Annotated in this window: 18 protein-coding genes and 1 pseudogene; 11 read left to right on the forward strand and 8 right to left on the reverse strand. The window is 61.8% G+C overall.

The features are described from left to right. Window positions 1-138 precede the first annotated feature (138 nt). The gene (locus NKI18_RS32370) at window positions 139-1,224 is read left to right on the forward strand and encodes a hypothetical protein (RefSeq protein ID WP_353021904.1); all 1,086 of its coding nucleotides are present in this window, start codon (window positions 139-141) and stop codon (window positions 1,222-1,224) included. A 76-nt stretch (window positions 1,225-1,300) separates the two neighbouring features. Beyond that, on the forward strand, window positions 1,301-1,897 hold the full coding sequence (locus NKI18_RS32375; protein ID WP_023680039.1) for a 2-hydroxychromene-2-carboxylate isomerase: 597 nt from the start codon (window positions 1,301-1,303) through the stop codon (window positions 1,895-1,897). 1,315 nt (window positions 1,898-3,212) lie between these two features. On the opposite strand, the gene NKI18_RS32380 is transcribed toward NKI18_RS32375, so the two are convergent. Then, the gene (locus NKI18_RS32380; RefSeq protein ID WP_352620772.1) at window positions 3,213-3,416 is read right to left on the reverse strand and encodes a hypothetical protein; all 204 of its coding nucleotides are present in this window, start codon (window positions 3,414-3,416) and stop codon (window positions 3,213-3,215) included. Between the two features lie 774 nt (window positions 3,417-4,190). Here NKI18_RS32380 and NKI18_RS32385 point away from each other — a divergent pair. Both NKI18_RS32385 and NKI18_RS32390 read left to right on the forward strand, forming a co-directional pair. Next, window positions 4,191-4,517, forward strand: a complete 327-nt coding sequence (locus NKI18_RS32385; RefSeq protein WP_352620773.1) for a DUF736 domain-containing protein — start codon at window positions 4,191-4,193, stop codon at window positions 4,515-4,517. Window positions 4,518-4,662: 145 nt separating this feature from the next. Further along, window positions 4,663-4,974 carry a DUF736 domain-containing protein gene (locus NKI18_RS32390; RefSeq protein ID WP_352620774.1) on the forward strand — a complete coding sequence of 104 codons (312 nt, stop codon included), beginning with the start codon at window positions 4,663-4,665 and terminating at the stop codon, window positions 4,972-4,974. 86 nt (window positions 4,975-5,060) lie between these two features. Here NKI18_RS32390 and NKI18_RS32395 read toward each other — a convergent pair whose 3' ends face one another. Continuing rightward, window positions 5,061-5,594 (reverse strand): Ros/MucR family transcriptional regulator, encoded by a 534-nt coding sequence (locus NKI18_RS32395; protein WP_352620819.1) that lies wholly within the window; start codon window positions 5,592-5,594, stop codon window positions 5,061-5,063. A gap of 240 nt (window positions 5,595-5,834) precedes the next feature. Here NKI18_RS32395 and NKI18_RS32400 point away from each other — a divergent pair, with 240 nt between their 5' ends. Further along, window positions 5,835-5,999 (forward strand): SDR family oxidoreductase, encoded by a 165-nt coding sequence (locus NKI18_RS32400; protein WP_352620821.1) that lies wholly within the window; start codon window positions 5,835-5,837, stop codon window positions 5,997-5,999. A gap of 378 nt (window positions 6,000-6,377) precedes the next feature. Next, window positions 6,378-6,500 carry a hypothetical protein gene (locus tag NKI18_RS33495; RefSeq protein ID WP_502894702.1) on the forward strand — a complete coding sequence of 41 codons (123 nt, stop codon included), beginning with the start codon at window positions 6,378-6,380 and terminating at the stop codon, window positions 6,498-6,500. Window positions 6,501-6,619: 119 nt separating this feature from the next. Here the strand turns inward: NKI18_RS33495 and NKI18_RS32410 are convergent, their stop codons facing one another. Then, complete coding sequence (locus NKI18_RS32410; protein ID WP_352620776.1) at window positions 6,620-7,588, reverse strand: oxygenase MpaB family protein; 969 nt, start codon at window positions 7,586-7,588, stop codon at window positions 6,620-6,622. Between the two features lie 131 nt (window positions 7,589-7,719). On the opposite strand from NKI18_RS32410, the pseudogene NKI18_RS32415 reads away from it, so the two are divergent. After that, window positions 7,720-7,800 (forward strand): annotated as a pseudogene (locus NKI18_RS32415) (short-chain dehydrogenase); the annotation flags it as partial. Window positions 7,801-7,884: 84 nt separating this feature from the next. On the opposite strand, the gene NKI18_RS32420 reads toward NKI18_RS32415, so the two are convergent. Then, window positions 7,885-9,360 carry an ROK family protein gene (locus NKI18_RS32420; protein ID WP_352620777.1) on the reverse strand — a complete coding sequence of 492 codons (1,476 nt, stop codon included), beginning with the start codon at window positions 9,358-9,360 and terminating at the stop codon, window positions 7,885-7,887. A gap of 36 nt (window positions 9,361-9,396) precedes the next feature. Further along, the gene (locus tag NKI18_RS32425) at window positions 9,397-10,302 is read right to left on the reverse strand and encodes a tagatose-bisphosphate aldolase (RefSeq protein WP_352620778.1); all 906 of its coding nucleotides are present in this window, start codon (window positions 10,300-10,302) and stop codon (window positions 9,397-9,399) included. Window positions 10,303-10,584: 282 nt separating this feature from the next. On the opposite strand from NKI18_RS32425, the gene NKI18_RS32430 reads away from it, so the two are divergent. From NKI18_RS32430 to NKI18_RS32445, 4 genes are all read left to right on the forward strand, one after another. Next, complete coding sequence (locus NKI18_RS32430) at window positions 10,585-11,490, forward strand: sugar-binding transcriptional regulator (RefSeq protein ID WP_352620780.1); 906 nt, start codon at window positions 10,585-10,587, stop codon at window positions 11,488-11,490. 491 nt (window positions 11,491-11,981) lie between these two features. Then, window positions 11,982-12,959, forward strand: coding sequence for an ABC transporter substrate-binding protein (locus NKI18_RS32435; RefSeq protein ID WP_352620782.1), 978 nt, complete (start codon window positions 11,982-11,984; stop codon window positions 12,957-12,959). Between the two features lie 100 nt (window positions 12,960-13,059). Further along, window positions 13,060-14,121 (forward strand): ABC transporter permease subunit, encoded by a 1,062-nt coding sequence (locus tag NKI18_RS32440; protein ID WP_352620784.1) that lies wholly within the window; start codon window positions 13,060-13,062, stop codon window positions 14,119-14,121. Continuing rightward, entirely contained in the window at window positions 14,114-14,869 is a 756-nt protein-coding gene (locus tag NKI18_RS32445; RefSeq protein WP_023680286.1) for an ATP-binding cassette domain-containing protein, read from the forward strand. Before NKI18_RS32440 ends, NKI18_RS32445 begins: the two co-directional genes overlap by 8 nt. A gap of 79 nt (window positions 14,870-14,948) precedes the next feature. Here the strand turns inward: NKI18_RS32445 and NKI18_RS32450 are convergent, their stop codons facing one another. The 3 genes from NKI18_RS32450 to NKI18_RS32460 form a co-directional block, all read right to left on the reverse strand. Further along, window positions 14,949-16,040 (reverse strand): Gfo/Idh/MocA family protein, encoded by a 1,092-nt coding sequence (locus NKI18_RS32450; RefSeq protein WP_352620786.1) that lies wholly within the window; start codon window positions 16,038-16,040, stop codon window positions 14,949-14,951. 56 nt (window positions 16,041-16,096) lie between these two features. Next, on the reverse strand, window positions 16,097-16,861 hold the full coding sequence (locus tag NKI18_RS32455) for an ATP-binding cassette domain-containing protein (RefSeq protein ID WP_352620787.1): 765 nt from the start codon (window positions 16,859-16,861) through the stop codon (window positions 16,097-16,099). Then, window positions 16,858-17,464 (reverse strand): ABC transporter permease (locus NKI18_RS32460; RefSeq protein WP_353021916.1); only part of this gene is annotated, 607 nt, incomplete at its 5' end. The genes NKI18_RS32455 and NKI18_RS32460, both read right to left, overlap by 4 nt.

Below are 17,464 nucleotides of genomic sequence, written 5' to 3' on the forward strand. Positions count from 1 at the left end.
GCGCCACATCGGCCACCTCGTTGAAACGATCGAGGCAACCGAATGCAACAACTACTTCGCAAACGCCGGCTACGCTTCCATCAAAACGTGAAAGGCTCTAGTGCCAAATCACTGCTTGACGCAGGCGTCGGTTCCGACTTGCAACGCTTCTCGGTTCTGCATGGCCTTTGCGCGAGCAGCTATTTCGCGGGGAAGATGGAGGATGCGTTCGCCCTAGCGCGGCAGATTGTAGAGTTTGCGGACCGCCAGGTCGACCCGACATTCAAGTTGGTCGCCTATCGGCTTCTCGGGACGACCCAGGTCCTGACCGGACGTTCTCGCGAGGCTCTGGAAAGTCTGCAGTCGGCTGAAAGATATCGTGACCCCGACCGCCAGAAGGTGTTGAGCTCCTGGTTTGGCATCGACCCCGGCCTGAACGTCCTGTACTGGAAGACAATGGCGTTAGCTCTGCTGGGACAGTACGAGGGCGTCGCGAAATCCAGTGAACAGGTGCGGTCAGAGCTGTTAAATCATGGCAACGCTCACACCGTCGCGGCAGGCAACTTCTACACGATCGTGCGGCCACAATTTCTGTTCGGCAATCTCGACGCTTGCGAGAGCGATGCTGTTGCGCTCGTCACCTATTGCGGCGAACGGAAGGTCGAGCACCTGAAGCGAAACGGCGTTCTATGCCATGCATGTGTGCGAGCCCGGCGCGAGCCAACCGACGAGAACATAGCGACGATCCGTCAGGCGCTCGATTCCAATCGAACGCGCGACGCTCACCTATTCGAGTCAGTGTTCGTCGCGCAGCTTGCCGAATGCCTTCTGAAGGCCGGCAATACGGTGGCAGCAGAGGCTGCGGTGCGGGAAGGTTTCGCCTTCGTTGGCCGGTCGGGCGAGCAGTTCTGGCTGGCTGAACTTCATCGGCTCGATGGCCTGGTGGCACTGAAGCAACCACAGCCGGACCTCTCCCGGGTGGAAACCAGCCTCCTCGCCGCAATGGAGGTTGCGCGGCAGCAGGACGCCCGAATGTTGGAACTTCGAGCCGCGACAGATCTCGCGCGTTTCGCACACGAGGCCAGCCCTGGGCTCTATCCCTGCTCGATGCTGGAGCAACTCCTGGTTCCCTTTGCAGATGCAGAGTTCTCTCGGGACATACGCGACGCTCGCAATTTCCTGGCCTCGCAGGTTTCCGGTGACGTATTGGTAACCACAATGGCAATGAAGCCAGGCCTGCCTTAATGTCGGGAGCGGGATCGCCGCGTTGGGAGCACACCTCGCTGGCGACAAGGCGGGTCATGCTCTGGAGTTTTAGGTAATGCCAATCATCGACTTCTGGTTCTCAATAGGCAGCACCTACACATACCTGTCGGTCATGCGCATCGAGCAGGTCGAGAAGCAGACTGGCGTTCGTTTCGTCTGGAAACCCTTCAATGTGCGGGTGGTGATGATCGAGATGAACAACGTCCCCTTTGTGAACAAGCCGGCAAAGGCCGCCTATATGTGGAGGGACATCGAGCGGCGCTCGCAAATGCGCGGGCTCTCGCCGAAGCTCCCGGCGCCGTACCCTCTAGCGGAGCTGGAACGGGCGAACCGTGTAGCGATCGTGGGGGCAGCAGAAGGCTGGTGTCCCGCCTATGTCCGGGCAAGCTACAGGCGATGGATCGAAGAAGGACTTCCTGCCGGAAATGAGCCGAACATCAGCCAGAGTATCACGGAGGCCGGCGCCGATGTGGAGGATGTGCTGGCACGCGCGGACGCGGAAGAAGCCGTGGCGGGGCTTGTTGACGCGACGAACCAAGCCAAGAGCCTCGGCATTTTCGGCTCGCCGACTTTCGTCGTCGGCAAGGAGATTTTCTGGGGTGACGACCGGCTTGAGGACGCGATCTCTTGGAAGAATCGCCAGGGGAAATAACACCGGTCTATGCGGCGTGGATCATACTCTCACTGGAGCAAAATCTCTCAAACCTGTCGATGGGCGTTCGCGTTCGTCGTCGGGTTCTCTCGCTCCAGCGCAGCAGGCCGCAAACTCGATGCTAGGCGCTATGCGCCAAGCACTTGAATTCATTGAGATCGCCAACCTGTGTGCTCAATAGCGTAGCACAGAGGTATGGAGAAGAACGGCTTTCTAGAGAGCAATTCGGCTGATTTGGCGCACGGCCCAGCAAACAGCTTTCGGCGCCATCCTGGGCTTCAGAGCGCGCTGTATTCCAACAGAGAATTGTTTGGAATTTGAGGGTGGGAGACCGCTACATCGCAAGACCCACTATTGAGGGGGCGTTCTTTTGCTATCGCCGGCATGCGGCCTGACAGCACCCAGGATCCAGCGTCACGAACTCGAAAGTACGAGTCGGACGATGATGAGGAAGCCGTAAAGTCACCCGGAAAGGGGAAGACGTTCTCGTAGGTGCGTGGAGATACATTCTAGCCACCCTTCAGCGCTTTTAAGTCTGCCGCCGACCAGGATCATTGACCGTAGCAGCGAACTGGGCTGCACCAACGGCTCGGCTCTTTCGATGTCGCCGACATCATCCGAGGCCGTGGCGGCAACGATGCGCTGAACGGCGCTGGCACGATGTTACATAAGTCTCGCAAAGAACAACCGATTAAGGACCAGCGGAGTGATGCAGCACGAAGAAACGAAATCATGACCCAGCCCTCGATCTACTCGACTGGGCAGCGAGCGCCCGATCGCCACGATCATCAGTGCCATCCCCGGCATTGCGAAACGGATGTGGAGGGAACGCCACATGCAGTAACCGAACAACCCGCCGCACATCATGCCGATGCGGAGGCGGGCATGAGCGTGGCGGCCTTACTGATGCAGCATGAGCCGGCCCATGGGCGCGTTTACTTCGGCCAACCTAGCCAGCGCTTGCTCGACTTTTTGAGCCGAAGTGTCAGTGCGCTTGATGTGCCGGATCATTTGCCGCGTCAGTCGCGCGAGCCTGGCGGCGCGATATACATCGCCGTATCTCGCAGTTTCAAGGTGGAGGGTCGCGAGCCTCATGGGCGACAATTCCAATTGTCTAGCGCTAGAATTCGCGAATCCGGCTTTCGTTCCGCTGTCCGACCTTACGCTCGCAAAGAGCTGGGCGGAGGGCCGTGACGAATGAGAGGCCGGCCATCACATATTGCTGCGCGGTCTGAGGCGCTAGCCGTGACGACATGGAGCAGCGGCGGATCCAAAGGCTTTCAGGGCCCGGATGGTTCAACCTGTGCGAACTCCGTCAGCGCTGGTGGGGATCGATCCTCGTCAACCGCGATCTGGCCTCCACCACGCGCCGTTGCGCAGCTCGTATCCTGCTGCACAGCGCGATATTGATGCCGACGCCGCAGTCTTCATCCAGCATTTCATTCGCACGTTTAAGGGAAAGCTCCGCTCCGTTGAGCCGCTGTCGGGCTCTCGCCAGTTCCATTTCCAAAAATTCCATTATCCTGCATCCATTGCAGTCCCTTCGATTGGTAAACCGCTCGTCGTGGCAGTTGGTTCCGGCTGGCGCGAGCGTCCAACCCAAGCGTCGATATGGAATCTCCGGACTTGGTTCAGTCGGCGGAGCTGGCATGCAAACTTGCCCGAAGCATTCGTTCAACCCTCATGAGGCCACACAACTCCTCCGCCACCCGCAAGGAAGGAGCGTTTGTGAGACCATGACGATCTGACCGCATTCCAGTTCGGCCAGGGCCTGATCGGCCCCGCCGGAACCAGGTGGACGACCGCATTGCGGCATGGCTTTGACGCGTCATCGAGACTGGTCTCGTCCTCCTGAGCCCTTGCCGCCGCAGGCGGGATTATGGTGCAGCCGTGCGGGCGGCGACCGGATGTGAGGTTGATACGTGCATCAGCGCGGATCAGGAAATGGGCTCAGACCTCAGGTTCATGTAGCGGGACGGATCGCACCGCTTGTGCCGAATGCACGGCAGAAGGACCGATAACCAGCGTCGTTCTCGTGAAATTGATGCTGGGGACCTCCCTATACGGCCTCTCCTCTGGCTGGTCTGGCACCGGCCCGGCCTTGACCTGCAACGGCTTCACCGATCTTCTTCCCCTGCGGCCCTGCCGCATTCCTCGCGGGGCAACAAGCTCGGCTGCCGCCGTCCTCCGCTAACGCTGCGGCCCATAGGATGCAGTCGGCCAAACCGTCGCCTCAAGACCGCTATCGGGGCCGCATAGGGCGGCTTCGAGCAAACCAGTCAGGAGAACGACAATGGCTACCATCGGTAACTTCCAGCAGTCCGGCGATAACGAGTTCAACGGCGAGATCGTCACCCTCTCGCTCCAGGCCAAGAAGGTCCGTATCATTCCCGATACGCGCTCCAGCGGCGAAAACGCTCCCAGCCATCGGGTCTTCGTCGGCCGGATCGAAATCGGCGCCGCCTGGTCCAAGCAGTCCAATGAGGGCCGCAACTACCTGGGTCTCAAGCTCGATGATCCCAGCTTCACCGCTCCGATCTACGCCAACCTTGTCGAGGACGAGAACGACCAGGGCTACAGCCTCATCTGGTCACGACCGAATCGCCGCAACGGCGACTGAGCACCTTCGATACGACGCCCCGTATCCGGCGGGGCGTCGTTCCCAAAACCGAGCCACTCAGCAGCTTCGAACCACAGCTTGACGAGTGGTCCCTCGTGTGAGGCCGCGATGAGCGCGGCCGGAGAAAACAGAAGGAACCACCACAATGGCTACGATCGGCACATTCTCGCGCACCGCGAACGGCTTCTCCGGCTCGGTCAAGACCCTCAACCTCAACGTCAAAACGGTGACGTTCGCCCCGACCGACGGCGACAACGAAAACGGTCCGGAGTTCCGCATCTTCGCCGGCGCCATCGAGTTCGGGGCGGCATGGAAGAAGATCTCGCGCGAGGGCCGCGACTATCACTCCGTCAAGCTCGACGATCCCAGCTTCCCCGCTCCGATCTATGCGAGCCTGGTCGAGACCGCCCCCGAGGGCGAGTTCTCGCTCATCTGGTCCCGCCGCACCGCAGAGTGATTCGGCTTACGACGGAGCCCCATCGCAAGGCGGGGCTTCGCCATTTCAAGTTCCGCATTGCCTGGCACCTCTGTCAGGTCAGCGCGCTACGCTTTGACGGGTGTCTTGCGCGCCTTCTTCACCGGCGACTTGACTGCCGTTGCGGCTGTTGTCGCTGCTGCCGCGCGAGCAGCTCGTTTTGGTTTTTCTGCCGCAGCTGTTTCTGGCGCTGCCGCCTTGCGTCCCAGGCCTATTGATTTCGCCAGGGCCGAGCGGGTGGCTGCGTAGTTCGGCGCCACCATCGGATAGTCGGAGGGCAGGTTCCATTTCTGCCGGTATTCGTCCGGACTCAGATTGTAATGCGTTCCAATATGCCGCTTCAAAGATTTGAACTTTTTCCCGTCTTCCAGGCATATGATGAAATCAGGTGACACTGACTTCTTGATCGACACCGCCGGCTCCAGTTTGGCTGCGGTCGAAGCGACAGGTGTGCCGATCCCTTGCAAAGCGACGTAGGTGTCCCCGATCAGCTTCGACAACTCGCCGACCGGCAGCGGATTGTTCGAAACGTAGGCGGAAACGATGTCGGCGGTGATTGATACGAGGTCAGCCTGGTCGCTTGGGTCTGGAGAAACGGTCATCGAATTTCCTCTTGTCCAAAGGGCGCTTTGAAAACGGATAGGCTGTCTATTTGCCAATCCAGGCAAATAATTCGTTACTCCGCCAACAAACCTCATTCCGTGTAAATATCAAGCAGGCAAGTGTCGCTGCGATCGTTCGGTCCGGCTGCAGACAAGTTGCCGATCGCGTCGGGGAAGCAGGAAGGCTTTCCCCCTCGCTTCTCCGCGCGCCAAGCGCACAGCCCAACGCAAGCCAGCGCCATGAATCATGGCTCCTGCGTCGCAGGATTGAGCCATGAAATCCCGGTCGGGCGATTTTGCGAACCTCAAGAAGTCGCCCACACCGTTTCATTCCTCGCGTCACCTCTAGCCGGGTTCATCACGGGTGAGGTTATCGACATGAACGGTGGTCTCCATTTCGATTGAGCTGCATACAATGGAAAATCGTCGTTCTTACGCCAATTTGGCGCTCGCATCAGCCGGTGTCCAAATTCATCGGTACGATCGACGGAGTGTGACGCCCGGAATGTGCATCTCGGTATCGGCAACTTCCACAGGGCCCATCAGGCAATCTATCGGTGATTGCTTGGCCGCGGGACAACTCGATTGGGGCATCATTGCAGCCTCCCCCGGAGTTCGGACACGCGGGACGCGCTTGCTCCCCAAGATGGTTTGTACACAGTTGTCAGTCGTCAAGATGAACAGACGAGCCTTCGGATAGTCGGTTCTATCGGCCATATTCTTGTCGCACCGGAGGGCCCCGCTCAGCTGCTGGAGGCGCTCTTTGACCCGCGGATCAGGATCGTGACTTTGACAGTCACCGAGAAGGGCTACACGGTCATCTCGGGCGGCGGCTCCGGCCACGAGCCGGCCCATGCCGGTTTTGACGGTACGACGGCTTCACTGTTGCCGGCAGCCGTCCGGTAGTTTGTTCGCATCTGCTTGGCGGGCCTCCGTCACGCCCCACCGTCCAGTGGGCTATCGAGTTCGTGCCTTCAAGACGCGTTAACTAGAAGCTGAACGTCTGCACGACGCGGGCCTGACATTTAGGTCAAGGAACACTGTCCGGTTCTGTGTAGGTTTTCGGATGCCGTTCGGCGATAGAGATAGCTCTCGGAAAGGCCGAGGCGGCGGCACGACTGGACGGCTGGTGATGAATGAAGCGCGGTGCTGTCGCAAATTGCAGCCGTCGTCTTCACAACAGCACGCTCCCACGGCTTCAAGGTCCAGCGGTCGCCGAGTTCCAACCGCTTGCGGACCCATTGGGGTAGGATCTCGACGGCCGCCTTCAGAAGCGGCCGCTGAAGGGGTCGAGCAACTCCCGGCAAGGCGGGAACTTCTTCCATGATCTGCAGGAACTCCGAGACGATCGGCGACGCGACGAGTCTTTGCCTCATCACGTCGAACAGCGCGTAAAGCTCGGCCTGAGACGTGGGCGCGCCGACGGCCCCATAGAGAAGTGCGACGGGGCGAGCCTCAGCAAACATCGCGTCCCGTTCGAAAAAATGCAGACGATGCACATAGATGTGATAGGCCTCCATGAAACCAAACCCGGCCGTCGCTTGCACCCAGTCCAGCAGCTCCGGGTCGGTGGCGTGGTATGGCTCGCCTTCGCTGGTTCGACCTGAAACGCGCCCATGCATCCTGACCACATCTTCAATCATGGCCTTAGCCTTGGATCGGGGGCCGTAGACCGTGACCAAGGCAGCGAGGCCCGTACGCTGTAACCGTCGGAGCGCGAGAGAGCGGAAGCTGCTGTGCTGCCAAATGGCGTCGCGAACCCGCGGCTCTGCCAATTCGAGCAGCACCGCCGTTACCCCGCCGATGAACACCGCAACAGGGTTCTTAAAAATGCGCCAGGACACCGAGTTGGGTGGTAACAGCGCCGGCTCGCCTTCCGGCGTCGAGAAGTCCATCTGAGATCCGAGCCGCTGGCGCATGAACGACTGGGCAAGAGTGTCCACACGACGCTCAAGCGGACGAGGCAGAGAAATGATGCCCGAGTTGCGAAACATGGTACGCCTCGAACTACTGAGAATAGCAAGCGTTAGACCTGTGGCTGGCGGATGCAATATGCACGAACGTCTTTGGTCTTCCCGTCGTTCCAAATCATCCTCGCGCGAAGCCGATGAACCCTGCTTGATCTGCCCTGTTGCCGATGATGATGGAGCAAGGCTCGGGCGTGGTCATCCATGTCACCTCGATCCAGCGCGAGCTTCCGCTCCCAGCATCAAAATCAAGAGCACGAGTGAATCACGCCGCGGACAAGTCGCGCGCGGATCATCATTTCAGGCGCGCAAGCTTCGCCTGCCTATGTGTCAATCGTCGCCCGCAGCCATTGCGTGATGGCATCGAAAGCGATTGGTTTCGTCGTATCGACATCAAAGAGCGGTCCACGCCGCAGCGGCTCGGCGCGCTTGGCCAGCTCGATCAGCTCGGGGACATAGGCCGCCCCGGGGTGGCCAGCGGGACGCTGGTCGAGCCGTGCGCGATAGCGCTCGGCAAGAACCTCGCCGGGTGCATGACACCAGATTTCGGCGGTCCGCTCGACACCAGCCCTTCGCAGGTGATCCTCAAGCACCTGGCGCGGCTGGAAGCCGAACCAGGCATCGACGACAACTGTTGTGCCCGCGGGAGCTTCGCCGACGACCGACCAGATGGCTTCATAACTGGCGCGACCGAGCGAGCGGTTGAATTCACGATCGCCGCCGCCGAGCACTTCGAGGAACGGGTTCTTAATGGTATCGAGCGTAAGCAATGGCCACCCTAGGCGGTCGGCGATACCGCGCGAGACCGTGCTTTTGCCGCTGGCGGGGATGCCGTTGACGAGCACGGCGCGCTGGCCGGGCACGGCACGCCGGCCCGGGTTGAGTCCAGGGGATGGCGAGGTCACCGGCGAGGCCGTAACCGCCGCCTGCCCTGCCAGCGCTTGCAGACCGGCGCCGATGACGCCGGCGTCGTCGCCGAGTTGCGCCGGTTCAACAGGGCATTGGTACCAGGGAGCCAAGGCCGGAGCCTTGGCAAGCGCCTGATGGGCCGCCTGGCCAAGTCCGCCGCCGAGCAGCACCAGATCGGGGGCGAACATCGCCACCGCTGTATCGATTGCCGCACGCAACGGTCTGGCCCAGGCTTCCAGTATCCCGCGCACCGGCGTGTCGCCGCTCGCATCCCGGGCGAAAAGCTGATCGACCGAGATATCCGGACCGAGGCCTGCGCGTGAGATGTGACGGCCAAGTGCTGTACCGGAGCTGGTGGTTTCAACGCAGCCGCGCCGGCCGCAGACGCAGGCTTCGCCGTTGATGTCGACGGCGATATGGCCGAGCTGCCCCGCCGTCCCCTTGCCGCGCACGATCCGCCGGTCCTGTACGACGGCGCCGCCAATGCCGGTGCCGATGGTGAACATCACGATGTTTTCGTGACCCATGGCGGCGCCTCGAGCCATCTCGGCGACCAGTGCCATGTTGCAATCGTTGTCGATCACGACGGGCTTGCCCGCCAGGCTTTCCAGCCGTTGTGCCGGGGAGACCGAGGCGAGGTTGACATAGCCTCCGGACAAGACGGCGCGACGCCGCGCATCGACGCGTCCCGGGACGCCGATGCCGATGGCGGCAACCTCTGGAGAATCGAGCCGGCGCGCCATCTCGGCGATCCGGGAGAGCATGAGCGCCGGGTCCAGCGCGCTCTTTTCCGACATGCGGTCAAGGATTTCGCCTGTGCCGGAAATGCGGGCGGCGCGCAGATTGGTGCCGCCGATATCGATCCCGATGGCCATCGAACTATGAGGCATGACGTCCCGTGTGTGCCCGGTGTGAACGGCGAATGGCTAAGCGGCTTTCTGCCGGTAGTTTCCGATCACTGCCTGAAGCTCGTGCAATCTCGACACTGCGATGGTCTTAAGCCTTTCACGCTGAATATCGCGGTCCAGCGAGATGCAGTCCTTCCACAGCGACCGGCCGGCGATCACGCCTGACGCGCCGTTCTTCATCGCGATCTCGACCTGGCCCAGGAAGGTCGTGTGGTTGACGCCGGCGGAGAGGACCGCCCACGGCACCTCGCCAGCCATGCTGGTGATCCTGGCGCAGGCTTCCGGCGTTCCGGGATAAGGAAGCTTGAGGACCTTTGCCCCACATTCCAGCGATATCCGTGTGCCCTCTTCGACAAGCCAGGGGATCTTGGCCGCATGATCTTCGAGGCTTTCGCCTTCGAGTTGGTAGGTCAGGAATTCGACGACGAGCAGCAGGTCCTCTTCCCCGAAGTCGGCGATGCACTGGCGCAGAATGGCGACGTTATGCTCGTTCGCCTCCGGTCTGTCGGCCCTGAGATAGACCATGATCTTGCCGCCGGTGCCACCGAGTTCGCGGACGCGGCGTGCGTCGATGTCGGGGACGAGGCGCGACAGGCGGTAGCCGGCGGGCGAGACGTCGAAGCCCGAGGCGTCGAGGCCGATGAGCAGAGCCGTATCTCGGTTCAGCACCCCTTCATCGACAACCCGCGGCACCGCGCAGAGCGGGTCGAGCAGCACGCAGGATGCCTGGCTGGCGAGGTATCGCGTGATGTCCGCCTTGGTGTCGCCGAGCATGTCGTTGGTGATCTTGGCCTGTTCGGCAGGGTCCGACGCCAACAAGGTCCGCATGCCGCCGCGCTGGTCACAGGCGATGGCCATCATGGCCCCGTCCTTGCCGCATATCTGCTGATAGCCCCGCAACTCCGCTGTCGTCATCTTTGTCATGGTCTTTTGTCCGATGTTGGCGCCCATTCACCAAGGCGCAGATCCGTGGAACAAGAAATGTTCAGTTTTTGCCTGCCCGCCGGCAGGAAGGTTTGCCGCTTTGATGCGCTATCGAACCGGGAAATCTGGCTTGGCCGCAACGTTCGGTGGAAACGAACCCGAGTTGCGAGTCTGCCGGAATTGCGCGATAACTCCCATCGGTTGATGGGTCTGTAACACATTGCTGAAAGGAATTGCAAGCTGTCTGTCCCTCCCGTACAAGACGCGGCCGCATCGCGGACGATGCTGCATACGGTCGCCAAAATGCACTACGAGGCGGAGATGCCGCAGGTCGATATCGCGCGCCGGCTCGGTGTCTCCACCGCCACCATATCGCGTTTGCTGCAGCGGGCGAGGGCAGAGGGCATCGTGCGGATCGAGGTTCTCGACCTTGTGACGCCCGAGGACATCACCAGGCAGTTGATTGACGGGTTGGGGCTGCGCGACGCCGCGGTCGTCGAAACGCCAGCAGCCGGGGCGCTGACGGCGCTCGCCGCACCGCTCGGCGCCTTGCTCAAGCAAGCGGAACTGACGTCCGGCTCGGTGGTTGCCGTCGGCTGGGGGCGAGCCATCCGCGAGGTGATCCGGGCAGGCCTACCGCGCATTCCCGGGGTCCTTACCGTCGCTGCCACCGGCGGCATGCAGCAGCAGGCGGCGCATTTCCAGATCAACGAGTTTGTACGGCTGGCCGCCGAAGAGTTCGGCGGGACACCGCATTTCATTCATGCGCCCTATCTGCCGTCCACCGAATTGCGTGAGGTCTTCCTTGGCGATGCGGCCATCCGCGACAGCGTCGCGCTTTGGGACCGGACCGACGTTGCGATCGTCGGCATCGGCCTGCCCCATGCCATCAACCCGCCCGAGGCGAGCGCGGCCACATTGAGCGAACAGGCCCTGTTTCATGCGGCTGGAGACGTCATCCGCCATTACTTCGACGCCGAAGGCACCCTTATCCCGTGGGAAGGGGAGGGCCGGATGATCGCAATGTCGCCGGCCCAGCTTCGAGCCGTCCCCTTGGTCATCGGCGTTGCCGCCTCGCAGGAGAAGGCGACGGCCATCATCGGTGCCGTCCGCGCGAGACTCATCAATGCCCTGATAACGGACACGAAAACGGCGCAAGCCATCCTCGTGGCTCTCGTGCCTCGATAGAAGGCGGATGCGCGACATCCGGCGCGCCTGATCGATCCTGAACCGATCGACGCCACGCGGTCCGTGACCCTGGCGCTGCGAAATCGCCTGTTGTCTCGTCAGGGACTTGGGGGCAATAGTCTGCCGTGCGGGCCCTGCGGAGCAGACAGATGTTGTCCGGTTTGAAAAGCGTTCCGGCCAGGGAAGTACCCGGTTGCAACTTCTTTCAGCAAAGTGTTACAACCTTACAGCTAGGCGCGCATGCGCGCCGAGCGGCGCGGTTCTCTGGACCTTGCGGATGTGAGGAAATGGGACTGCGGGCATCAGGGCTGGTCGGTTTCGACTGGCTGATCTAATGACTGGGGCGCCTTGGGAGGACCTGCCCGTAACAGCAAGCAGGCGAAACCCGTTTCCCGGCCGTCAGCGCATTACGATTTGTAGCCTGACAGATTGACGGCCATTCCCGATATCAATCGCAACGGCAAATCTGCCAACATTATGAGGAGGATGTTATGAAGAAGATCGTTGCCGCCCTGGCGGCTCTCGCCATCTGCGCAACGGCGCTGATCACGCCCGCTTTGGCGCAGGACAAGAAGTTCACCATTGCTCTCGTTCCGGGCCTTACCACCGACGGCTTCTACATCACCATGCGCAAAGGCGCCCAGGCGGCGGCCGATGCCCTTGGCGTGACCCTGGTGTTCCAGGGCGCTTCGGATTTCAATCCGGTAACGCAAGTTCCCGTGCTTGACGCGGTCATCGCTAAGAAGCCAAACGCGATCCTGATCGCGCCAACCGACAAGGTTCAATTGGTCGAGCCGCTCCGCAAGGCCAATGATGCCGGCATCCCGGTGATCACCGTCGACACTTTCATCGGCAGCGGCGTCTACCAGACCGGTGCCGGTGAGGCGGATTTCCCGCTGTCCTATATTGCTTCCGACAACATTCTGGGCGGCGAGATCGCCGCGCGGGCATTGGTCAAGGCCATTGGCGGCAAGGGCAAGGTCTATGTTTCGAACGTCAAGCCCGGCATTTCGACCACTGATCAGCGTGAAGAGGGCTTCAAGAAGGAAATGGCGAAGCATCCGGACATCACCGTGCTCGAGACGCAGTTCAATGACGACGACGCCAACAAGGCTGCCTCGCAGCTCCAAGCGACGTTCGCGCGCAACTCCGATCTCGTTGGTGTGTTCGGTGCAAATCTGTTCTCGGCGATCGGCGCGGCGAACGGCGTCAAGCAGGCAGGGCAAAGCGGCACCATCAAGGTCGTCGCGTTCGACGCACCGGTGAGCATCGTCGACAACATCAACACCGGCTTGGTGGACGTTGCGATTGCCCAACATCCGGCCGAGATCGGCTATTTTGGTGTCGTTTCGGCCTATGCCCACCTGACCGGCCAGTCGATCCCGGTTGCGATCGGCACCGGCTTTACGATCATGGACAAGTCAAACATCGCGGACCCGAATATCTCGAAGTACCTCTATTCCGAATGATGCCAACCAGCTTGGTCTCCTTCCGGCTTGCCGGGAGGAGACCTGCGCCGGGTCTCTGGGACCCTGTTGACGGAGACCGCGCTGCGGATCGGATGTATCCATGACTTCAACATCACCAACCGAGCAGAGCGAAACCCATGTCGCCCCTCAGGCCGACCATGGTGATCCGGCCAGGACCTGGCTCGGACGCATCGCCGAAGGGCGCGCCTGGCTGTTTCTCGCCGGCCTGATCATCTGTTTCGAGGTTTGGTCGAGGGCCTCCTTCGGCGCGACCTTCGTGCTCAACCCGTTCAACGTGCAATCCATTGCGATATTTGCCGTGGCGCCGTTGCTGCTTGCGACCGGACAGACATTCGTCATCATTTCGGGAGGCATCGACCTCTCGCTGGGCTTCATCATGGGCCTTGCTGCTGTTGTCGCGGCCCATGCCACGAATCTGGTTGGCGCCGCCATGCCGGTGCCTCTGGCCATGATGGTGGGCATTCTGGCGGCCGTGATCGTCGCGGGAGTCCCTGGCATGATCAACGGCTTGCTGATCTCGCGCCTCAGAATTCCGCCCTTCATCGGCACGCTTGGCATGTTTGGCGTGGCGCGCGGCGCTGCTTTCCTGCTCGCCGGCGGCACGACGGTGCCGGTCCAGAATTCCTGGTTCGCGCTGCTCGGCAACGGCAGGTTCTACGGTGTGCCTTATCTCGTCGTCATTGCAGCCGTTTTCGTCGTCGCGATGCACTACATCTTGAGCCAGACCCGGTTCGGCCAGCACAACTACGCCATCGGCGCCAATGTGCAGGCGGCTCGTCGTGCCGGCATCGACATCAGAGGCCATATCCTGCGCCTCTATGTGCTTTCGGCGATGTGCGCAGGCCTCGGTGGTGCCCTCTATGCAGCGCGCTTCACCGCTGGCGCGGCCCAGGCCGGCGAGCCGTTGCTGCTCGACAGCGTCGCAGCCGTCGTGATCGGCGGCGCCAGCCTGTTCGGTGGATCGGGCACGATCTTCGGGACGGTCGCCGGTGCGCTGGTGATCGCGGTCATTCAGTACGGGCTGGTTTTCGTCAATGTCGAGCCCTTCTGGCAGTTCATCGCCGTCGGCGTCGTCATCATCATTTCCGTTCTCATCGACCAGGCGCAGCGCCGGTTCAGTGGAGCCCGTCAGGATGAATAGCCCAGGCCAGACCACTCCCCTCCTGGAAGTCCGGAACCTTTCCAAGCACTTCGGCGCCGTCCGGGCGCTCAACGATTTCTCCATGGTCGTGCGGCCGGGCGAAGTGGTGGCCCTGGCGGGCGACAACGGCGCCGGCAAGACGACGCTGATCAAGGCGATATCGGGCGTCTTTCAGCCGACGGGCGGTGAAATTCTGCTGAGGGGTCAGCCGGTGACATTTGCGACGCCGCATGAGGCGCGCGAAAAAGGCATCGAAACTATCTATCAGGATCTCGCTCTCGCCGACAATTTGTCCATCGGCGCCAATATCTTTCTCGGCCGTGAACCCATGCGCAAGGCCTTCGGCTTCTTGCCGGTGCTCGATCGCAAGGCCATGGCCGTCGCCGCCAAGAAGACCATGGGGCGGTTGGATTTCCATGTGAGCCGGCTCGATGCCCCGGTCAGCAATTTCTCCGGCGGTCAACGGCAGGCTGTTGCCATCGGCCGGGCCGTCTATTGGGACGCGCAGATCCTGATCATGGACGAACCGACCGCGGCCCTCGGCGTACCGGAGCAGCGCAAGGTCATTTCGCTCATCCACCAACTCAAGGCCCAAGGCAGGGGCGTAATCTTCATCTCGCACAATTTGCTGGATATTTTCGCCGTGTCCGACCGCATCATCGTGCTGCGGCGCGGCGTCCAGGCCGGCGAGCGCAAGATATCGGAAACCAACCATGACGAAGTCGTCAAGCTGATGGTTGGCGGATAGACCGCGAGCCGGAAAGCGTAGACCCGCCAGCCGGGAGCCAATGCAATCTCCTCGTAGGATCTACCCTAAAAGGGCAGCTTCAGCGCATAATCCCCGTAGTCTGTTTCATGCGATCAATGATCTCCGCCATCAGCGCCAAGTCGCGACGAGAGTCCGCGAGATCGGTCAGAGGTTTGGTGCCGTCCATGATGTGGCGATGGAAGCTTTCGAGCTCATTGGAGAAGGCATCGCCATAGAGGGGCCCGTATGTCCGCGTCACAGGACCGCCGACGCCGGTTTCCGTCACTTCCAGCCGCGTCGGCAGGCTGCGGATATAGGGCGTGGCGTAGATGATGCGGACCCGCTTGGTGTTCGAGCGCACCTCGATCATGGCGTCGAACAGGCCGAGATCGTCGACCACCGCGTCGTAGCAGGCGGCGAAATGTCCGTAGTCGAATGTCACGCTGGTATTGGCGCCGCCATTGGTGCGGTGCGCCGCCAGCACGCGAGCCGGTTCGCCGAGCAGTCCCCGCATCGCCGAAATGTGGTGCGAGGAGAGCGCCGTCAGGCCCCGATAGGCCCGCACCAGATCGGCGGGGGCATCAATACCCACCACTTCACGGATCAGCGCTTCGCGTTCCCTGGCGCCGCGCGCCAGCAAGTCCGGCTCGATGTCCTGGGGATAGAGGACATTCTGGCTCTTTTTCAGGAAATGCCGGCCTTCGGAGATCAGGTCGAAGATGCGGACATGGGTGATGTCAGCGAAGTCGGGCAGTTCCTCAATCGCCGCCAGATAGGCCGGAGCATAGCGCCTCATGTAACCGACGAAGATCGTCTTGGCGTAATTCGGCGTCAGCGCCAGCAGCTCGTCGATCTCGCGCACCGTCAGGCAGGCCGGCTTTTCCAGCAACACATGCTTGTTCGCCTGGATGGCGGCACGCACGAAGCGGCTGTGGGTGTCATCGGACGAGAGGATAAAAACCGCGTCGATGTCAGGTGAATTGATCAGTGCCTCGGCGGAATCGAAGGCAGCGGCGGTTGGATATTCGGACCGGCACAGCGCCACCAGGCTCGCCGAAACGTCATAAACGCCGGATATCAACCAGCGGTCGCGCTGATCGCTCAGCACCGGCAGATGGATCGACTGCGCAACCTCTCCTAGACCCACAAGTCCGACACGGATTACTGCCATCGCAAACTCCCTTTGAACTCAATCACGTCGTCCCTCGCTGGTTAGTGTGCCCGCCGTCACGCCGCGCCGGTGACGAGCGCGACGAGCTCGTTGCCGGTGGTCTCCGAGGCACGCACCGTGGCCACCATCCGTCCGGCCCGCATCACCCAGATCTGGTCGGACAGACGCCGCACCTGATCGAAATTGTGGCTGACCAGGATGACGCTCACCGCCTGCTCGCGCAGGCGCCGGATCAGGGCTTCGACATTGGCGGTTTCCTGCACCCCAAGGGCCGCGGTCGGTTCGTCCATCACCACCAGCTTGGCGCCGGAGCCGGCAGCACGGCAGATCGAGATCGCCTGCCGCTGTCCGCCCGACAGCCGCCGCACGCGCTGGCTGACCGAGGGCATGTTGATCGACAGGCGCGAGAGCATGGCGCGAGCCTGCTGCTTCATGGCCTTGCGGTCGAGCAGGGCGAAGGGTCCGATCCGGCGCACGATCTCGCGGTTGAGGAAAAGGTTCTGCGCGACGGTCAGTTCGTCGATCAGCGCCAGGTTCTGGTGAACCGTTTCTATGCCGGCCTTGCGCGCATCGTCGGGATTGGCGAAGGGGCGCGGCCGGCCGTCGAAGACGATGTTTCCGGCGTCCGGCACGTGCACCCCGACCAGGCAGCGTATCAGCGTCGACTTGCCGGCGCCATTGTCGCCGATCACCGCGGTGACCTCGCCGCGACGGGCCTGAAAGGCGACATCGGTGAAGGCCCGGATGCCGCCGAAATGCTTGCTCAGCCCTTCGCAGGTGAGGATCGCGTCGGACGACCGGGTGTGATTGACGGCGCTCATTTCTGATACCGCATGATCAGGGCTGCCAGCACCACGATGGCACCCACGGCGAGCGGTTGGTAAAAGGCCGAAACGCTAAGCAGCGTCAGCCCGTTGACGAGGGCAGTGAGCATCAGCGCACCGATTGCCGGGCCGAGAATGCTGGCGCGCCCGCCGAACAGGCTGACGCCGCCCAGAACCACCGCCGCCACCGAATTGAGCAGCAGGCTGGTGTTGATCAGCGGCTCGGCCGAGCCGATGCGGGCCACCAGAAGCAGCGCGGCGATGCCGGCGCAGACTCCGGAAATCGTGTAGGCGGCGATCTTGACCCGGTTGGTCCGGATCCCGAGCGAGCGGGCACTTTCGGTTTGGCCGCCCGTCGCCAGCAGATGCACCCCGAAGCGGGTGTGGTAGAGCGCGATATGTGCCACGAGCACAGCGGCGATTGCCACCCAGACGGGATAACCGAACGGCCCGAAGGAGCCGGAGGCCAGCCGCAGCAGGAAGGGCGAGCCGCCCAAAGAAGGGGGCGCCCCCCCAAACTTAAAGCCAAAGCCCGGGCTTCCCCCAACAGAGACTATTAAAAAACACCACACCCCCAACCAAACGCCCACGAGAGTCTCG

The sequence above is a fragment of the Mesorhizobium sp. M0800 genome (assembly GCF_040320095.1).
Lineage (GTDB): Bacteria > Pseudomonadota > Alphaproteobacteria > Rhizobiales > Rhizobiaceae > Mesorhizobium.

Coding starts and splice junctions, on each gene's coding strand:
- NKI18_RS32395 (WP_352620819.1), bottom strand. CDS start 5,594: ATGACCGTTTCTCCAGACCCAAGCGACCAGGCTGACCTCGTATCAATC.
- NKI18_RS32445 (WP_023680286.1), top strand. CDS start 14,114: ATGAATAGCCCAGGCCAGACCACTCCCCTCCTGGAAGTCCGGAACCTT.
- NKI18_RS32440 (WP_352620784.1), top strand. CDS start 13,060: ATGACTTCAACATCACCAACCGAGCAGAGCGAAACCCATGTCGCCCCT.
- NKI18_RS32455 (WP_352620787.1), bottom strand. CDS start 16,861: ATGAGCGCCGTCAATCACACCCGGTCGTCCGACGCGATCCTCACCTGC.
- NKI18_RS32425 (WP_352620778.1), bottom strand. CDS start 10,302: ATGACAAAGATGACGACAGCGGAGTTGCGGGGCTATCAGCAGATATGC.
- NKI18_RS32390 (WP_352620774.1), top strand. CDS start 4,663: ATGGCTACGATCGGCACATTCTCGCGCACCGCGAACGGCTTCTCCGGC.
- NKI18_RS32435 (WP_352620782.1), top strand. CDS start 11,982: ATGAAGAAGATCGTTGCCGCCCTGGCGGCTCTCGCCATCTGCGCAACG.
- NKI18_RS32375 (WP_023680039.1), top strand. CDS start 1,301: ATGCCAATCATCGACTTCTGGTTCTCAATAGGCAGCACCTACACATAC.
- NKI18_RS32385 (WP_352620773.1), top strand. CDS start 4,191: ATGGCTACCATCGGTAACTTCCAGCAGTCCGGCGATAACGAGTTCAAC.
- NKI18_RS32420 (WP_352620777.1), bottom strand. CDS start 9,360: ATGCCTCATAGTTCGATGGCCATCGGGATCGATATCGGCGGCACCAAT.
- NKI18_RS32450 (WP_352620786.1), bottom strand. CDS start 16,040: ATGGCAGTAATCCGTGTCGGACTTGTGGGTCTAGGAGAGGTTGCGCAG.
- NKI18_RS32400 (WP_352620821.1), top strand. CDS start 5,835: ATGAATCATGGCTCCTGCGTCGCAGGATTGAGCCATGAAATCCCGGTC.
- NKI18_RS32430 (WP_352620780.1), top strand. CDS start 10,585: ATGCTGCATACGGTCGCCAAAATGCACTACGAGGCGGAGATGCCGCAG.
- NKI18_RS32380 (WP_352620772.1), bottom strand. CDS start 3,416: ATGGAATTTTTGGAAATGGAACTGGCGAGAGCCCGACAGCGGCTCAAC.
- NKI18_RS32410 (WP_352620776.1), bottom strand. CDS start 7,588: ATGTTTCGCAACTCGGGCATCATTTCTCTGCCTCGTCCGCTTGAGCGT.